General features: G+C 45.8%; 20 protein-coding genes. 6 read left to right on the forward strand and 14 right to left on the reverse strand.

The genetic code is table 11. The annotated features are described in order from the left end of the window. Positions 1–18 precede the first annotated feature (18 nt). From BLU98_RS05815 to BLU98_RS05845, 7 genes are all read right to left on the reverse strand, one after another. Positions 19–753, reverse strand: coding sequence for a hypothetical protein (locus BLU98_RS05815; protein ID WP_092722972.1), 735 nt, complete (start codon positions 751–753; stop codon positions 19–21). Then, the gene (locus BLU98_RS05820; RefSeq protein ID WP_257574738.1) at positions 746–1,264 is read right to left on the reverse strand and encodes an RNA polymerase sigma factor; all 519 of its coding nucleotides are present in this window, start codon (positions 1,262–1,264) and stop codon (positions 746–748) included. Before BLU98_RS05820 ends, BLU98_RS05815 begins: the two co-directional genes overlap by 8 nt. 92 nt (positions 1,265–1,356) lie before the next feature. Continuing rightward, positions 1,357–1,962 carry a tetratricopeptide repeat protein gene (locus tag BLU98_RS05825; protein ID WP_092722976.1) on the reverse strand — a complete coding sequence of 202 codons (606 nt, stop codon included), beginning with the start codon at positions 1,960–1,962 and terminating at the stop codon, positions 1,357–1,359. A 56-nt stretch (positions 1,963–2,018) separates the two neighbouring features. After that, on the reverse strand, positions 2,019–3,008 hold the full coding sequence (locus BLU98_RS05830) for a potassium channel beta subunit family protein (RefSeq protein WP_092722978.1): 990 nt from the start codon (positions 3,006–3,008) through the stop codon (positions 2,019–2,021). Between the two features lie 123 nt (positions 3,009–3,131). Next, entirely contained in the window at positions 3,132–3,746 is a 615-nt protein-coding gene (locus tag BLU98_RS05835; protein WP_139173846.1) for an LptA/OstA family protein, read from the reverse strand. After that, positions 3,739–5,112, reverse strand: coding sequence for a BamG family beta-barrel-assembly machinery protein (gene bamG / locus BLU98_RS05840; RefSeq protein ID WP_139173847.1), 1,374 nt, complete (start codon positions 5,110–5,112; stop codon positions 3,739–3,741). The genes BLU98_RS05835 and bamG overlap by 8 nt, the downstream gene beginning before the upstream one ends. After that, entirely contained in the window at positions 5,042–5,812 is a 771-nt protein-coding gene (locus BLU98_RS05845; RefSeq protein WP_092722982.1) for a type III pantothenate kinase, read from the reverse strand. Before BLU98_RS05845 ends, bamG begins: the two co-directional genes overlap by 71 nt. 58 nt (positions 5,813–5,870) lie before the next feature. On the opposite strand from BLU98_RS05845, the gene BLU98_RS05850 reads away from it, so the two are divergent. Genes BLU98_RS05850 through BLU98_RS05865 form a run of 4 tightly spaced genes read left to right on the forward strand, consistent with a single transcriptional unit; the run spans position 5,871 to position 9,687 of the window. Continuing rightward, entirely contained in the window at positions 5,871–6,743 is an 873-nt protein-coding gene (locus BLU98_RS05850) for a glycosyltransferase family protein (RefSeq protein WP_092722984.1), read from the forward strand. Between the two features lie 19 nt (positions 6,744–6,762). Continuing rightward, positions 6,763–7,662, forward strand: coding sequence for a methylmalonyl Co-A mutase-associated GTPase MeaB (meaB, locus tag BLU98_RS05855; protein WP_092722986.1), 900 nt, complete (start codon positions 6,763–6,765; stop codon positions 7,660–7,662). A 7-nt stretch (positions 7,663–7,669) separates the two neighbouring features. Beyond that, entirely contained in the window at positions 7,670–8,620 is a 951-nt protein-coding gene (locus BLU98_RS05860) for a glycosyltransferase family 2 protein (protein ID WP_092722989.1), read from the forward strand. A gap of 14 nt (positions 8,621–8,634) precedes the next feature. Next, positions 8,635–9,687 carry a glycosyltransferase family 4 protein gene (locus BLU98_RS05865; RefSeq protein WP_257574739.1) on the forward strand — a complete coding sequence of 351 codons (1,053 nt, stop codon included), beginning with the start codon at positions 8,635–8,637 and terminating at the stop codon, positions 9,685–9,687. Between the two features lie 15 nt (positions 9,688–9,702). Here BLU98_RS05865 and BLU98_RS05870 read toward each other — a convergent pair whose 3' ends face one another. Beyond that, a complete protein-coding gene (locus BLU98_RS05870) occupies positions 9,703–9,930 on the reverse strand; it encodes a CAMCR motif-containing small membrane protein (RefSeq protein WP_092722992.1) in 228 nt (75 codons plus the stop codon). A 49-nt stretch (positions 9,931–9,979) separates the two neighbouring features. Next, positions 9,980–10,339, reverse strand: coding sequence for a helix-turn-helix domain-containing protein (locus BLU98_RS05875; protein ID WP_092722994.1), 360 nt, complete (start codon positions 10,337–10,339; stop codon positions 9,980–9,982). Positions 10,340–10,393: 54 nt separating this feature from the next. On the opposite strand from BLU98_RS05875, the gene BLU98_RS05880 reads away from it, so the two are divergent. After that, positions 10,394–11,689 (forward strand): aminotransferase class V-fold PLP-dependent enzyme, encoded by a 1,296-nt coding sequence (locus BLU98_RS05880; RefSeq protein ID WP_257574740.1) that lies wholly within the window; start codon positions 10,394–10,396, stop codon positions 11,687–11,689. A 136-nt stretch (positions 11,690–11,825) separates the two neighbouring features. Here the strand turns inward: BLU98_RS05880 and BLU98_RS05885 are convergent, their stop codons facing one another. The 4 genes from BLU98_RS05885 to BLU98_RS05900 form a co-directional block, all read right to left on the reverse strand. Continuing rightward, positions 11,826–11,939 (reverse strand): 30S ribosomal protein THX, encoded by a 114-nt coding sequence (locus BLU98_RS05885; protein ID WP_070415550.1) that lies wholly within the window; start codon positions 11,937–11,939, stop codon positions 11,826–11,828. A gap of 89 nt (positions 11,940–12,028) precedes the next feature. After that, positions 12,029–12,298, reverse strand: a complete 270-nt coding sequence (locus tag BLU98_RS05890; protein ID WP_026768314.1) for an HU family DNA-binding protein — start codon at positions 12,296–12,298, stop codon at positions 12,029–12,031. A 300-nt stretch (positions 12,299–12,598) separates the two neighbouring features. Then, the gene (locus tag BLU98_RS05895) at positions 12,599–12,904 is read right to left on the reverse strand and encodes a DUF4286 family protein (protein WP_092723264.1); all 306 of its coding nucleotides are present in this window, start codon (positions 12,902–12,904) and stop codon (positions 12,599–12,601) included. Between the two features lie 2 nt (positions 12,905–12,906). Continuing rightward, positions 12,907–13,674 carry an exodeoxyribonuclease III gene (locus BLU98_RS05900; protein ID WP_092722998.1) on the reverse strand — a complete coding sequence of 256 codons (768 nt, stop codon included), beginning with the start codon at positions 13,672–13,674 and terminating at the stop codon, positions 12,907–12,909. A 100-nt stretch (positions 13,675–13,774) separates the two neighbouring features. Here BLU98_RS05900 and BLU98_RS05905 point away from each other — a divergent pair, with 100 nt between their 5' ends. Then, positions 13,775–14,506, forward strand: coding sequence for an LOG family protein (locus BLU98_RS05905; RefSeq protein WP_092723265.1), 732 nt, complete (start codon positions 13,775–13,777; stop codon positions 14,504–14,506). Positions 14,507–14,508: 2 nt separating this feature from the next. Here BLU98_RS05905 and BLU98_RS05910 read toward each other — a convergent pair whose 3' ends face one another. Beyond that, positions 14,509–15,297 carry a hypothetical protein gene (locus BLU98_RS05910; protein ID WP_139173848.1) on the reverse strand — a complete coding sequence of 263 codons (789 nt, stop codon included), beginning with the start codon at positions 15,295–15,297 and terminating at the stop codon, positions 14,509–14,511. Positions 15,298–15,301 lie beyond the last annotated feature (4 nt).

The raw sequence follows: 15,301 nt of genomic DNA on the forward strand, positions 1-15,301 counted from the left end.
AGGGGGTGTTTAGGAGATTTACATGTTCAGAAAATAAGTCTGCGTACTGTCTGCCGGAACACGCTCTTTTTTGAACCGGTTATTGAGTTTGTTCATTTCTATTTGTAATTGTTTCAGCATATTCAATTTTTGCTGGTATATATTAATGAGCTGGGTAATCAATTCATCATTAATGCCATTTTTAGCGATGTCTTCCTTGATCTGCTTTTCATCTTTTTCCATCTGTTTGAGTTGCACTTTGAAGTCGTTGAAATACGCGGGCGACTCGGCATAGATGGGTGTACTATTCAATTTGTTGCGTTGCAGGTCGATCACCTGGGTAAAGCTGGACTCGATATTGTGTACCAAACTGTAGTCAGGATCCGTTGCCGGTGGCAACGCCTTATGTTTAACTGAACGAGCCACATGCTGCACAGACGGGTTCTGTTTATCATCGGAAGTAACAACCCGCAAATCCTGTTCTTCGATGGGTTGCTGTACTTCAACAGGACTGATCGCTTGTACCGGATTATTTTTATGTGTAGTTGCAACCGGATCAATGTGCATGTTTTTTGGGTGCAGCAAGTACCAGCTGCCGATACCGGCCATCAGTATAACACAGGCTGCCGCCATCCATTTCATAACCGGCATTATAACGGGCGTTTGAGCAGCGTTGGTAGTTCTTTCCTGTATCCGTTGCCATAACTCCTCGCCCGGCTCGTCGTGGTTGAGCTGGCTGGCATGTTCTTTCAAATATTTTTTCAATTCATCCATGAACCTGTATTTGCGCGGTGATGCGTTCTTTTAATAATTGTTTGGCCCTCCAATACTGGCTTTTGCTGGTAGATTCCGATATGGCCAGGCTTTCGGCAATCTCTTTATGGCTGTAATCTTCCAGTACATAAAGGTTGAATACCTGCCGGCAACCATCGGGCAAACCCTTGATCTCACGGTGTATGAGATCAAGGCTGATGCTGGTCCACCATTCGGAAGCATCATCAGCCGGCACATCATTCATCTGGTCATTCCATTCATTCCAACGGGTGTTTTTTTTGCTGAAACGGATGCATTCGTTTACCACAATGCGCTTTAACCAGCCGCCGAACTGCGCAGCCTCTCTCAATTGGTACATGCTGCGAAAGGCGATTACGAAAGCATCCTGTAGGATGTCCTCCGCATCGTTGAGATTGCCGGTCATACGCGTGCAGATGTTGAACATGGCTTTGCTGTACTGCTTGTACAATAAAGCCTGCGCCGCTGCATCACCTTTACTGGCCCTTCTCACAACAGCCGTTTGTATGTTATTTGCCTGTTCCAATCGGAAAATCCGTTTATAAGAGTGCAGGCTGGCGAAAAAGTTGGAAAGGCAGGTCGTTTTTATTTGAATGCGATCTGCTTTTTGTCTGCCGCCACCATTTTGTTGAGCACTTCTTTAAATGCTGCAAATTCACTGGTGGGGACTTCTTCTGCCAGGTATTTTACTTCCCATGTAGCAATGACCCTGTCGGGTTTGACTTCAAAATGCAGGCTATAATTGAGTGCAGGGCAGCTGTAGCTAATATTTTTAGGTGCTTCTTCTTTTTTGCCAGGGGCCATCTTATCGTTCACCAATATGTCAAGCAGTTGTTCGTTATAATGGTTGCTCAGGAAAGTTTCAAGCACTGTATCGGCTTTGCTCTTGTCTTTGTTTACATTGGCCTCGGGGTTGTATTTCATGTTGGCGAATGGAACATTGTCGGGATAGCGCTGATAGGCTTTTCCCAATTCTTTGATCAGTCCGTCGATATCGCTTCTTTTTACCAGCAATTCCAGTTGCTTGTACTCGGTATCTTCATTATCGCCATAAATTTCAATCCGTTTGTTCAGCAACCTCTTGGCTTCGGTTCTTTTATTCTCGGTTAACAATGATAGCGCCTGTTGAAAATGCTGCGCATGGGCAAGCGTCAGGGAACAGGTAAGTATGCACAGGATAAAGCATCTCATGTTGTAATCAGTGTTTAATCGTCTAAAATGAACCGGGTTTCCGAAAACAGAACGCGTCAGGAAAGATCCATTACCGGCTTGTTCTGTAATATTTTTTCAATCCGTTCAATTATTTCCGTGGTAAGCAATGGCAACGCCTCCAGCGCTTTCAGATTTTCTTCCAGTTGCGATGCTTTTGTAGCGCCCAGGATAGCGGTGGTTACATGCGGGTTGTGAATGGTCCAGGCAATGGCCAGGCTGGCAAGGGATACGCCGAGCTCGTTGGCCAGGAGTAGCAATTGCTTCGCCTTTTCTATTTTGGCTTCCTGCACCCAGCGGTCTTTTAACCAGTCGAATCCTTCCAATGCCAGTCTCGATCCTTCCGGAATACCGTTGTTGTATTTGCCTGTAAGGAAACCGGCGGCGAGCGGACTCCAAATGGTAGTACCCAATCCAACGTTCCTGAATACCGGCAGGTAATCCTGCTCCATCTTAAAACGTTCGAACATATTGTATTGCGGTTGCTCAACCGTAGGGGCGATGAGGTGATACTGTTGCGCTGCGCGATGGGCTTCCATGATCTCTGCACCGCTCCACTGGCTGGTGCCCCAATACAACACTTTGCCTTGTTGTATCAAGTTGTGCATGGTCCACACTACTTCTTCAATGGGTACAGCAGGGTCGGGACGGTGACAGAAATAAATATCCAGGTAATCTGTTTGCAGGCGTTGCAAGGCTTCGTGGCAGGCTTCTACCAGGTGTTTGCGGCTGAGGCCGGTCTGGTTGGGCTTGTTTTGTTTACCCCTCCATCCGAAATACGCTTTGGAAGAAAGGGTATAAGAGGTACGGTCCCAGTTTTTTTTCTTCAATACCCGGCCCATCATTTGCTCACCCTCGCCCAGGGCATATACTTCTGCATTGTCGAAAAAATTAATGCCGGCGTCATAAGCGAGTCCCATCAATTCATCGGCAATGCCATCGTTGATCTGCTTGTGAAAAGTTACCCAACTGCCATAGCTGAGCACACTGAGTTGTAGGCCGGTCTTGCCCATCCTGCGATATTCCATATTATTTGATTTATTTTATTCGTCATCCCGAGCGTAGTCGAGGGATCTGCTCGAAGTACCAGCAGGTCCTTCGACTCGCTTCGCTCGCTCAGGATGACGTTCTTCACCTCATCCATTCGCAATTTACTTTATTACGGTTTTACTTGTGTCTTTGGCCGTAGAAGTGCTGTCGGGAACAATGAAAAAGCTGCCGGGCTTGAGGTCGAACAGTGTGATGTTCGACAAATCCTGGTTGCAGCGGATACCTTTCAGTCCGATCAGTTTTTGGCGGGGGGTACGTTGACTGATGGTCACTTCTTTATCGGTATAGAACTGACCGAGGGACTGGTCCCAGTAAAGTTCTTTGGCAAACAATGTATCTCCTTTGATATTGAACGCTACCACACTGTCTTTCAGGAATACTTTGTTTTCTCCTTCAAGGTAGCGCCCGTATTTGGCGCCGAGCTGACTTTCGATTACCAGGCTGTCATTATAAAAATCAACGTGCAGCGATTTAGGAAATTCGGCTTTGCGTGCGCTATCGCCCTGGAAACTTAACATCAGAGGTGCAATCAGCTTGGCCCGCATATGACCTCCTACACTCAGGTAACTTTCAATTTTGCGTCCTTCGTCAACGCCGGGCTTTCGCTTACCCAACGCTCTCACTTCATTCACATCATTTTCGCAGGCGAACATAAAAAAGCAGCCGGTGATCACGGCTGCTGTAATTAGTTTTTTATGTATCCTGCGATTAATCATACTTGCGTTTCTGGAACCAAATGTCGCTCAAACTAAGTCCGAAAGATAACTGAAAATAATTTTCTGTGATATTGTTAACACTGGACCCGCGTTTGCCAAACTCAAAGGCAGTATTGATGGTGGTGAACTGGTAGTCGTAAGAGCGCCATTTTTTTACCGGCAGGCCGGCGCCGAGGGAGACGCCGAATTGTTTCAGACCATTGCCATCGGGGTTCACGTAATCCTTACCGTAGTATACCCCTGCACGGTAATTGACATTGCTCCAGTAATTTTTTCCATTGATGGGGTTCGGACAGAACTGTCCACCCACTTTCATCTGCCAGCTATTCACCAGTGGCTCGGTTTGTCCATAAAAACGGTATTGGGTCCATTGTGTAACAGCATATTCTGCACCGATCGACCACATTTCGAATGCACCTCTTACACTTGTGGTTGTTTTATGGAAAGTGATACCGCCTGCATAACTGAAAGGCAGGGTTATTTTGCCTTTGGTATTCTTTACTTCGTAAATACTGTCGATGGTCACTTCGCCATTGGAAGTCTGCGTATAGGTCTGGCGGCCGATATCCTGCGAAGCAGATAATTGCTGCTTCAGGCTGGCAGTGGCTCCGAAACGGAGTGCATACTGATCGGTGGATTTTTTTTCTTTGAATTCTTTCTTGCTCAGCTTTATTTCATACTGCATACCGGCATCAAAGAAGAGGCCGTTGAAATGCGTATTGGTAAAAGAGTTCGACTGGTAATGGAAAACCGTATCGTTCACGAAAGCTTTTTTAGTAGAAATATCCTTGTTTCCGAAATGATAGCCCGCATTAAAACCGATGTTGAGCGATTTCCATTTTTTGCCTAATCCCACAAAAAACTGGTTCAATCCACCAGAGCCTTCATACACATTGACGAGGCTGTCGGTCCTGATCTGTTCAAAAGTGTGAACAGAATAATTGATCCTGGTAACAGGTCGCAGGCCAAAAGCCAGACCCCATCCTTTTTTGCGGTTCAGGGGCATTCCCACCACCACATAAGTAGGTATGAAATAGTTCGACTGGAAATGGCCCGAAGGATTATTGCTGCGTAACGTGCGGGAATCGATCATCAGACCCAGGTCAAAAGAAGTCATGTACAGGTTCCCGTAAGTAGCGGGGTTACTGAAGTTGATGGATTGCCCCACATTATTGTTCAGGCCATCTGCATGGGCAACACCCAGTCCACCCATGGAGCGGCTCACCACATTGGATCCGCTATAAATATTACCAAGTCCGTAACGTGCAAAGGGAGAATTCTCTTGTGCAACAGCACTAAGCAGGGTGGTTCCGGTTACTAATAGAGCCAGGTAAAGCCTGGCCACAGTTGTACTCACTGATCGCATAGAGGCCTTTAAAGATTAAATAAGGGTCGGCAAATATCCTGTTTTTTAGATGTGAGACAAAAAAACCCATATCACCCCCGGTTAACAGCACGTTAAAGTTGCTGTATTTCAATGCATAAGCATCAATTATTCCATCTATTTCTTTGGCCATTCCCAGTATCACACCGCTCAAAATATTGGTTTTGGTATCATAACCTATCAGCGGAAACCTGTTTTCAGGGCTTACCAGGGGCAGCAGGGCGGTTTGTTCGTGCATGGCCCTGAAACGCATATTGAGGCCGGGAGAGATGCTGCCTCCCAGGAATTCATGAACGGGGCTGATATAATTATAGGTGATGCAGGTACCCAGCCCGATGGCCAGGTTGTGCTGGTGCGGGAATAGTTGAACAGCCGCTGCACAAATGGCCAGCCTGTCGGCTCCAATGGTCTCGGGCTTGCCTACCGGTGAGGTGAAGGGCAATTGACTATGGTGGTCGAGCTTGTGGAATTGTGTATGTGCCGCCAGGAAAGTTTCCGTTTCAGCGTTATGCCTGATCACAGAAGAAAGGATCGATCGGGAAGGTTTGTATTTTTCTATCAGCGGGCGAATGGCATCGGGCGTATCGTTTTCCAATACCACTACTTCTTTGATCTCGTCGTTTTCAAATACGGCAGATTTGAGGCGGGTGTTCCCAAAATCGAAGCAGAGGGTTGTTGGCATAAGCGGGTATGTTACAGGTCAAAATTAAAGCCTTTCTTTGCCGTGACAATTTCGGACTATGAAAATTTCAGGTTTTACGATCATTCGCAATGCTGTTATGAACGACTACCCCATTGTAGAAGCAATTCGCTCTATTCTGCCGGTAGTGGATGAAATGATCGTATTGGTAGGAGATTCTTCTGATGATACATTGGGACTGATGCAATCAATCAACGACCCCAAGATCCGCATACACCGGTCGGTCTGGGATTCCGGCTTACGCAGCGGCGGATCGGTACTGGCGGTTGAAACGAACAAGGCTTTTCAATTGATCGATCCCGAAAGTGATTGGGCTTTTTATATCCAGGGCGATGAAGTAGTGCACGAAAAATACCATCCGGCTATTAAAGAGGCTTGTATACGATATAAAGATGATGAAAGAGTAGAAGGATTGCTCTTCAAATACCTCCATTTTTATGGTACGTATGATTATGTGGGCGATAGCCGTAAATGGTACGATCACGAAGTGCGTATTATACGGAATGATAAAAAGATCGCCGCTTATAAAGACGCGCAGGGATTCCGGGTGGATGAAAGGAAATTGTGGGTGAAACCGGCAGACGCTTATATCTATCACTATGGCTGGGTAAAGAGCCCCGAGCAGATGATGAAAAAGCAAAAAGAGATCAGCCGGTATTGGGATAGTAATGCCAATATACGGTCGGTAATTACGAGTCCGGATTTTTATGATTTCAATGAATTCGATTCGTTGCAACGCTTCAGGGATACTCACCCGTCGGTGATGAAAGACAGGATCGCGCGCAAGAACTGGCAGGTAGAATTGGATATTACCAGGAAGCGGTTTTCATTGAAAGACAGGCTCCTTTATTATTTTGAGCGGCTTACCGGCATCAGGCCGTTTGATTTCAGGAATTACAGGTTGTTGAAATAATAGGTCTATATTTAGAACTATGTGGGAGCAGTTCATAACAGGTGTGAGCCAGGGCGACTTTAAAGCACTTGCCAGAAGTATTTCCCTGGTGGAAAATGCGGTGAGTGGTTACGAGACGTTCCTGAGCCGGTTGCCTTCCGGAAAAACTGCCATAACAGGTATTACAGGCCCTCCCGGGGCCGGGAAAAGCACGCTGGTAGATGCGCTCATCGGTGCCTGGGTGGCGCAAGGGAAAAAAGTGGGTGTGCTTTGTGTTGATCCATCTTCCCCCTTTAACCTGGGTGCATTGCTGGGCGACAGGATTCGCATGAGTGAATGGTACCAGCATCCGCATGTTTTTATCCGTTCACTTGCTTCAAGGGGAGCGCTGGGGGGCCTTCATCCGCAAATGATTGAGATCACTGCATTGATGCAGGCTGCGGGGTTTGATGAGATCATTGTTGAAACCGTGGGTGTTGGGCAAAGCGAGATTGAAGTAGCGGGACTGGCCGATACAACAGTAGTAGTAGTGGTGCCTGAAGCGGGAGATGAAGTACAGACCATGAAAGCAGGGCTTATGGAAATTGCAGATGTATTTGTGGTAAATAAAAGCGACAGGCCGGATGCCGATCTGTTTGTGAAAAACCTGAAACAAATGCTGGCGCCTGCATTTCAGCAGCGCACATGGCAGGTGCCTGTGATCAAAACAATTGCTTCACGCAAAGAAGGTATAGATGCCCTGATGGAAGCCATCGTGGCACACCAGCATACAGCACGTTTACTGGAAAGAAAATCGTGGTTGTTTACCGAAAGAGCTTACCGGCTCATCCAAAAACACAGAATGGCATCCATTGATAAAGAGGAAATGAGGCGATCGGTTAGAAGGGCTTTGGAAGAACCTGGTTTTAATTTATTTACTTTCGTTCAGCAATACCTGTAAATAGTACATGAATCCTGCAGCAGAATTACCATTGGTATCGGTAGTGATGGCCACTTATAATGGAGAACGATTCATAGGTGCACAGCTCAACAGCATCCTGGAACAAACTTATCCTAACCTGGAAGTGATCATAGTAGATGATGGATCAACAGATGGTACGGCGAACCTGCTAAAGCAATATGCAGAACGCTTCAACAATATCAGGTTGTTCTTCAATGAACAGAACATTGGCTATGTACGCAATTTTGAAAAGGGTATGTTATTGGCGGCCGGTGAGTTCCTGGCGCTCAGCGACCAGGATGATATCTGGGATAAGCAAAAGCTGAGCCTGCTGATGCAGGAAATAGGCGATTACCCCATTGTGTACTGTAATTCCGAGCTGATCGATTACAATGGCAACCGGGTAGGAAAAAAATTATCGGATATCAAAAGGCTGGGCGATTTTGATGATTGCCTGAGTTTTTTGGTGGGCAATTCAGCGCCGGGACACGCGATGATCATCAGGAGAAGCCTGGTAAAAGCGTCTGTTCCTTTGGCGCCTATGATACCTCACGATCATTGGTTGGGCTTTGTAGCTACGTTGACAGGTAAAATCAAATTCGTAGATAAAGTGCTGGTACAATACCGGCAGCACAATGCCAATGTGTTTGGCGCCGCAAAAGTGAAGGCGGAAGGAGAGGCGGTGCCAGTGAAAAAGAAAAAGCCTGGTAAAGAAGCGGAGCTGGCGCAAATCAGGGAGCGGATACGATTGCAGTATGAGAAGTGCCCTGCATTGCTGGGGAATGAAAAAAAGATACTGGCTGCTGTGATGCAGTCGTACCATGATTTTTCGTTGATGAACAATTTCAAAAGAATGACCCTGTTCTTTCGATACAATCGCAGGATACTGGCATACAAGCGGCGAAACCAACTCAGACGATGGCTGTTTTGCCTGAAAATGTTTTACAAGATCAAATAATCTACACCCGACCAATGCATAAGATCATACTCGATTGCGAAAGAATGAAATACCCTCATACGGGGTTATACCATTTCTGCCTGCAATTGGGTCGTTCGTTGCTGAAAGAAGCTGTGGAAGAAGCGATTTCTTTTTTCATGCCCCGGAAATGCGGTCCTGTTTTTGGCACTCATGCACAATATATATACCAGCATGCTGTGCATAAATGGATATTGCCTGCTACCGCTAAATACAATGTCTGGCATGCTACACACCAGGGCAGTCAATACTTTCCTGCCAACAGGAAGATCCCTGTTGTATTAACGGTACACGATTTGAATTTTCTGAAAGGGAACTTTAAATCGGCTGCAAAAAGAAAAACTTGCCTGCAGGCGCTGCAGCATAAAATAGACCGGGCAGATCATATTACAACCATTTCACAATTTGTGCTGGATGATTTGCATGCTCATATCCGGTTGAATAACAAACCCGCAACGGTTATTTATAACGGATGCAATATCAATGCAGCTATTTTGCCTGCTGCACCGCTTGTACAACCTGGCGGTCCTTTTTTATTTACCATTGGAACGATTGCGGTAAAAAAGAACTTTCATGTATTACCGGCGCTGCTGGTGAATAACGACAAACATTTAGTTATTGCAGGCATTGTGCAGGATGAAGCATATAAAAAGGAAATCATAGCAGCTGCGCAGAAGACTGGTGTACTAAGCAGGGTGCATTTTACAGGGCCGGTAACAGAAGCAGAAAAATATTGGTATTACCAGCATTGTGAAGCATTTGTATTTCCATCATTGGCAGAAGGGTTCGGCTTACCGGTGATAGAAGCCATGGCGTTTGGCAAGCCGGTGTTTTTATCAACACAGACTTCTTTACCCGAGATAGGAGGGGAAGATGCTTTTTATTTCAATGATTTTGATCCGGAGAATATGCAGGAAATTCTGCAAAGGAGGATGACTGTTTATTCAACAGATACGGGCTTGGTGGAAAGACTGAAAGCAAGGGCTTATTCATTCAACTGGCAACAAACGGCCCGTCAGTATATAGAGATCTACCGGGGATTGTATTGAAAATCCGGTCAGGCGTTATTTGTGCATGTTTTTCTCGTTCTTCCACCAGCGCATGCCTATATAACCCATGATGAGCAGCGGGGCCGCTGCTAAATAAATAATGGCAGAGTTGAGGGCTTTGGCCGGGCCTTCGCCCATTTGAGAAGCGGTTTTGGTACAAATGGAACACTGTGCCTGTAAATATCCTGCATTCAGCAGCAACAATACCAAACACACCGCCAGTATCCATCCCTTCGTTTTCATAACAACTGTTTTCTGTTGCAAAGATACACACAAACCAGGTTATAGGTACTTAATAAGCCTGTATTAACACTTCGGCGGGAATATGCAGTGCCTGGTTCAGCTTCCGAATCATAGCCAAACTGAGTTTTCTTTTGCCGGACAGAATTTCTGATTTCCTGGAGCGGTAGCCCAATACTTCAGATAATTGGGCTTCCGACATGCCCAATTGCTCGAGCCTGAATTTGACGGCTTTCAATGGGTTGGGCTTAGGCATCGCATGATGTTCATGCTCATACGATTTGATCAGGATAGACAATATCTCTAATTTATCCGACTCTTTTGAATTGGCTTTCAACTCTTTTTGCAATAGTGCGTAAGTACGAGCCAGCGCATCTTCATATTGTCTTTCATTTTTTATTGGTTTTAGCATAATCGATTTTTTGGACGCAAAATTATCATTAACTTTCTCACTAAACCTATGCGTATGAACCAGCGCAGGAAATTCATCGGGCAGCTTGGCCTGATGGCGGGGGCGTTCTCTGCCAATAGCCTTTTTAACCAGTTGCATGCAGCGGAATGGAAGCAGGCTGCACAAAAAGTAGCAGGATGCAGTCCGGAGACTGTGGCAACTGATGAAGACTACTGGTCAGTGATACAACAGTCTTTCACTGTAAATCCCAACCTGGTGAACCTCAACAATGGCGGAGTAAGTCCCGCTCCGCGTGTGGTACAGGAAGCGGTGGAACGCTTCAATCGTTTATCCAATGAAGGGCCCTCTTATTATATGTGGCGGATACTGGACCAGGGAAGGGAGCCGCTGCGCCAGAAGCTGGCAACACTGGCCGGCTGCCTGCCCGAAGAAATAGCGGTGAACAGGAATGCCACCGAATCGCTGAATACAGTTATCTATGGACTGGAACTCAAAGCGGGCGATGAAGTGATCGGTACCAAACAGGATTATCCGAACATGATACAGGCCTGGAAGCAGCGTGCCATGCGTGACGGATTACAGTATACGCAGATCAGTTTCGATTTTCCCATAGAAGATGATGAGGCGATTGTAAGCGCTTATGAAAAAGCCATCACACCTAAAACCCGGATATTGCATGTTACCCATATCATCAATTGGGTGGGACAGATCATGCCCGTGAAAAAGATTTGCCAGATGGCGCACCGGCACAACCTGGAAGTGATTGTGGATGGGGCGCATTCATTCGGACTGCTTGATTTCAAGATCCCGGACCTGGAATGTGATTATTTCGGAACCAGTCTGCACAAATTCTTAAGTGCACCCATTGGCAGCGGCATGTTATGGATCAAACAAGATAAAATTGGCAAGATATGGCCGCTACTCTGTAACGATAAACCGCACAGCGACGACATTCGCAAATTTGAAACCCTTGGTACCCGTAGCTTTCCGATAGAGCAGGGAATAGGCGAAGCGATCAATTTTCATACAGCCATCGGGAGTAAACGGAAAGAAGAACGCATTCGCTATCTCAAAAATTATTGGGCCGGGAAGGTAAAATCCATTCCGCGTGTAAAACTGCATACATCTTTGAAACCGGAATATTCCTGCGCCATAACGGGCGTAAGCATTGAAGGTATGACACCGGCAGAGCTCGACAGCGCTTTATTCAACCGCTATAAGATACATACCGTTGGTATTGTGTGGGAAAACATCAGTTGCGTGCGCGTTACGCCGCATGTATATACAAGAATAGATGACCTGGACAGATTGGTTCAGGCAATAGAAACAATAGCAACGAAGAATCGCTGATGTACCATTATATCGTCATCCCGAGCGAGCGCAGCGAGTCGAGGGACCTGCTGAAGACTTCATGAGGTCCCTCGGCTGCCCCTTCGACTCGCTTCGCTCGCTCAGGGTGACGTTGCTCGGGATGACGATGGAATGTTTAAGAAGCTTTTACGGCAGGCTTCTTACTCTTATTCGGCTTGGCAGGACGCGTTTTTCCAAAAGAGCCCTGAAATCTTTTACCTTTTGCGGTCTTTTTATCACCTCTACCCATGGTATTGTTTTTGGTTTTGAAAATAAATGAATTGCAAAAATAGAAAAACCCCGCTAATGCGGGGTTCAATTCTTTTGAAGAGCTTTCAGTTAGATCTTAGCGCTTAATTCTTTACCAGCTTTGAAGCGGGCAACTTTCTTAGCCTTGATCTTGATCGTTTCGCCAGTCTGAGGGTTACGACCTGTACGAGCAGCACGCTTAGATACAGAGAAAGTACCAAAACCAACCAGGGTAACTTTGTCGCCTTTTTTCAGCGCTTTGGTTACTGTGTCAACAAAAGAATCCAGGGCAGCATTTGCCTGGGTCTTAGTAACGCCAGCATCTTCAGCAATCTGGGCGATCAATTCAGCTTTGTTCATAGATGTGTTTTTAGATTGTTTTAATTCTATGAAACAAATTTATTGGCTTTTGTCGTTCAGCAAAATATTTCATTGCTTTTTTATCCTCTTTTTTGGAACCTGCAAACACCCTGCCATAAAGGATTTCAGCCGATTTTATTCAAATAGTTGGAAATAATTCCGTAAATGCCTTCTGGCTGGAACGCTTGCGGGCAAAGGGTTTTAAGGGTTAGATGGCTGGAATTCAGTTCCCGTGCGGGTTTCAGAGAAATATAACGAAGATTTGGATATGCCAACATCGCCTGTAAAAACTATCCACACTCAATTCACAATCTGCATGAGTGTGCGAAAACCAACGAAATGATTACCCCATCGATCCAGGGCATCCTGCCGCAATGCAGTTGCATGCTGTGCAATGTACCGCTCATAATCATCCCTGGTAGCTGCGAAATATTGCGTGGCATAAGTAGGCCCCTCTGATTCGTCGGTTTCCAGCAGTTTTACAAAACAGTACTCCGTAAAGCAGCCGCTTTGCATAACAGCCGGTATGTGCTCTTCTTTCATCCAGCGTACCCAGTCTTCGTGGATATGCGGGGAGACTTTCGTGGTGACGTTGTAGATAAACATGCTCATTTAATTTCCGCGTAGATGGGACAATGATCGCTGTGTTTTACATCTGGGTAAATAGCAGCGGATTTCAGTTGGGGCTTCAATGCTTCACTGATACAGATATAGTCGATCCGCCATCCTTTGTTTTGTAATCGTACTGAAGGGAAACGCTGGCTCCACCAGGAATAAGCGCCTTTGGTATCGGGATGCAAGAGGCGGAAAGTATCGATCCATTGTTTCCCAAGAAATTTATCCATCCAGGCCCGCTCTTCGGGCAGGAAGCCGGATGAGTTTTTATTTCCCTTGGGATCGTGGATGTCTACTTCGGTATGTGCAATATTATAATCACCCGTAACAATCAACTTAGGTCTTTTTTTACGCAAGTCCTGAACATAATCAAAGAATTCATCCAGCCATTGGTATTTATAAGTTTGCCGTTCATCGCCGCTGGTGCCCGAAGGAAAATAAGCGTTGATGAGTGTGATATCTCCGAAATCGGCGCGGATCACCCTTCCTTCAAAATCACTTTGTTCAATTTTATTTCCCGATATAACCTGGTCGGGTTTGATTTTGGTAAAGATGGCCACCCCGCTGTATCCTTTTTTCTGTGCCGAAAACCAGTATGTCTGGTAGCCAAGCGATTCTATGGATGCAATATCAATGTCTTCTTTTTGTGCTTTGGTTTCCTGCAAACAAATAATGTCTGCCGGATTCGTCTGCAACCAGTCGAGAAATCCTTTTTTGATAGCAGCCCTGATGCCATTGACATTGTATGAAATGATGCGCATGTTGATGGGTTTAAGCGAATATAAAGATGCATCAAAAACCACATTCACCGCATGCTATTTTTTTACTAATTTGACCCTTCTTTGTATTCAAGATGTGTATATGAAAAAGACAAACAGGATCATTCCTGCAAAACAATCCATTTATCTCGAAGGACCCCGCCCCAGGATCAGTGAACTGGGTTTTGCCTGGGATGTATTCTGGCAGTTCATCAAAGGGTTCAGGACCATGCATTTCCTTGGGCCCTGTGTTACGGTGTTCGGCTCTGCCAGGTTTGGAGAAGATCATCCATACTACCATGCAGCCAGGGAATTCGGCAGGCGCATTGCTGCTGCCGGTTTTACCACCATGACAGGCGGCGGACCGGGCATTATGGAAGCAGCCAACCGCGGCGCTTTTGAAAGCGGCGGTACTTCGGTAGGATGTAATATCAAACTGCCGCATGAACAGCATCCCAATCCGTATATGCACAAATGGATCACTTTCGATTATTTTTTCGCCCGCAAAGTGATGCTGGTAAAATATTCTTACGCATTCATCATCATGCCGGGAGGCTTTGGCACGATGGATGAATTCTTCGAAACCATTACGTTAGCGCAGACAAAAGTAATCTACGATTTTCCCATCGTACTCTATGGCAAATCTTATTACGAACCATTGATGAAAGCCATCGACTCCATGGAAGCCGCCGGAACCATCGCGCCGGTTGACAAAACATTGTTGTTCCTTACCGATGATATGGATGAAGCCATGCACCACATCGCAACGTATGTGCGCAAAAACTTCAAGGTTAAACCACGTAGAAGGTTATGGTGGCTGTTTGAGAAGAGATGATATTAAAAAGTGAATCCCAGGTTCAGGATAAGCTCATAAGTTCCAAAAGCCTGCGACGCAGTTCCTTTGTACACTTTCAATCCTGAATAGCTGGCATAATCCAGCTTGTTGGCAAACTCAAGGTAAACATGCTTGCAGAAAGTGCCGCGTAAAGCGCCTTCGAAACCCATGTTCCATCCGCCCAATTGGAAACCGGCATCGTTGTGCTGACCGAACAGGCTGTTCTCTACGTGCGGGATAACAGGACCTACACCCGCTTTTGCAAGTGCATCCAATTTGAACCAATTGTTCTTTGCTTCCAACCAGTTCCATCTTTTCACGATGTTGAACAACAGGAAATTGGCGCCATTGTTCAGGTAATAATAAAAGCCATTGGCTTTGGAGAAATTGATGGTGGAATCAATCGGTCTTCCATTCAGCATGCCTTTCACTTCAATTTGCTGTCCGTCTTGTATGATATGTTTGGTATGATCGAAATTGATTTCGAAAGCCCATCCTTTTTTTCGGTTGAAAAAATATCCTATTCGATAATTGTATTGTGGTATGCTGATGGGAATGCTGAAAATACCTTCATCCCATCCGATATGATCGTGCGAGTGCACAGTTTTCATTGTGTACTTAGTCTGCAGCTCAGGCTGACTAACCGTAACGTCTGAATGCGTGTACCATTCTTTGTTATAGCCCCAGGAAAAATAAAGCTCGCCTTTTTTTTCTTTTTTCTTTGTTTGCGCCTGCGTTAAAACGGGCAATACCATAGCCAATACCAACAGCGATTTACTTACACATTTCATACTG

Origin of the sequence: Hydrobacter penzbergensis (assembly GCF_900106985.1) — a bacterium.
GTDB lineage: Bacteria > Bacteroidota > Bacteroidia > Chitinophagales > Chitinophagaceae > Sediminibacterium > Sediminibacterium magnilacihabitans.

Excerpts from the sequence above, each read along its gene's own strand:
- BLU98_RS05910 (WP_139173848.1), bottom strand. The coding sequence starts at position 15,297 with ATGAAATGTGTAAGTAAATCGCTGTTGGTATTGGCTATGGTATTGCCC.
- BLU98_RS05895 (WP_092723264.1), bottom strand. The coding sequence starts at position 12,904 with ATGTTTATCTACAACGTCACCACGAAAGTCTCCCCGCATATCCACGAA.
- BLU98_RS05870 (WP_092722992.1), bottom strand. The coding sequence starts at position 9,930 with ATGAAAACGAAGGGATGGATACTGGCGGTGTGTTTGGTATTGTTGCTG.
- BLU98_RS05905 (WP_092723265.1), top strand. The coding sequence starts at position 13,775 with ATGAAAAAGACAAACAGGATCATTCCTGCAAAACAATCCATTTATCTC.
- BLU98_RS05830 (WP_092722978.1), bottom strand. The coding sequence starts at position 3,008 with ATGGAATATCGCAGGATGGGCAAGACCGGCCTACAACTCAGTGTGCTC.
- bamG (WP_139173847.1), bottom strand. The coding sequence starts at position 5,112 with ATGCGATCAGTGAGTACAACTGTGGCCAGGCTTTACCTGGCTCTATTA.
- BLU98_RS05850 (WP_092722984.1), top strand. The coding sequence starts at position 5,871 with ATGAAAATTTCAGGTTTTACGATCATTCGCAATGCTGTTATGAACGAC.
- BLU98_RS05875 (WP_092722994.1), bottom strand. The coding sequence starts at position 10,339 with ATGCTAAAACCAATAAAAAATGAAAGACAATATGAAGATGCGCTGGCT.
- BLU98_RS05865 (WP_257574739.1), top strand. The coding sequence starts at position 8,635 with ATGCATAAGATCATACTCGATTGCGAAAGAATGAAATACCCTCATACG.
- BLU98_RS05890 (WP_026768314.1), bottom strand. The coding sequence starts at position 12,298 with ATGAACAAAGCTGAATTGATCGCCCAGATTGCTGAAGATGCTGGCGTT.
- BLU98_RS05825 (WP_092722976.1), bottom strand. The coding sequence starts at position 1,962 with ATGAGATGCTTTATCCTGTGCATACTTACCTGTTCCCTGACGCTTGCC.
- BLU98_RS05845 (WP_092722982.1), bottom strand. The coding sequence starts at position 5,812 with ATGCCAACAACCCTCTGCTTCGATTTTGGGAACACCCGCCTCAAATCT.
- BLU98_RS05885 (WP_070415550.1), bottom strand. The coding sequence starts at position 11,939 with ATGGGTAGAGGTGATAAAAAGACCGCAAAAGGTAAAAGATTTCAGGGC.
- BLU98_RS05880 (WP_257574740.1), top strand. The coding sequence starts at position 10,394 with ATGAACCAGCGCAGGAAATTCATCGGGCAGCTTGGCCTGATGGCGGGG.
- meaB (WP_092722986.1), top strand. The coding sequence starts at position 6,763 with ATGTGGGAGCAGTTCATAACAGGTGTGAGCCAGGGCGACTTTAAAGCA.
- BLU98_RS05815 (WP_092722972.1), bottom strand. The coding sequence starts at position 753 with ATGGATGAATTGAAAAAATATTTGAAAGAACATGCCAGCCAGCTCAAC.
- BLU98_RS05835 (WP_139173846.1), bottom strand. The coding sequence starts at position 3,746 with ATGATTAATCGCAGGATACATAAAAAACTAATTACAGCAGCCGTGATC.
- BLU98_RS05860 (WP_092722989.1), top strand. The coding sequence starts at position 7,670 with ATGAATCCTGCAGCAGAATTACCATTGGTATCGGTAGTGATGGCCACT.
- BLU98_RS05900 (WP_092722998.1), bottom strand. The coding sequence starts at position 13,674 with ATGCGCATCATTTCATACAATGTCAATGGCATCAGGGCTGCTATCAAA.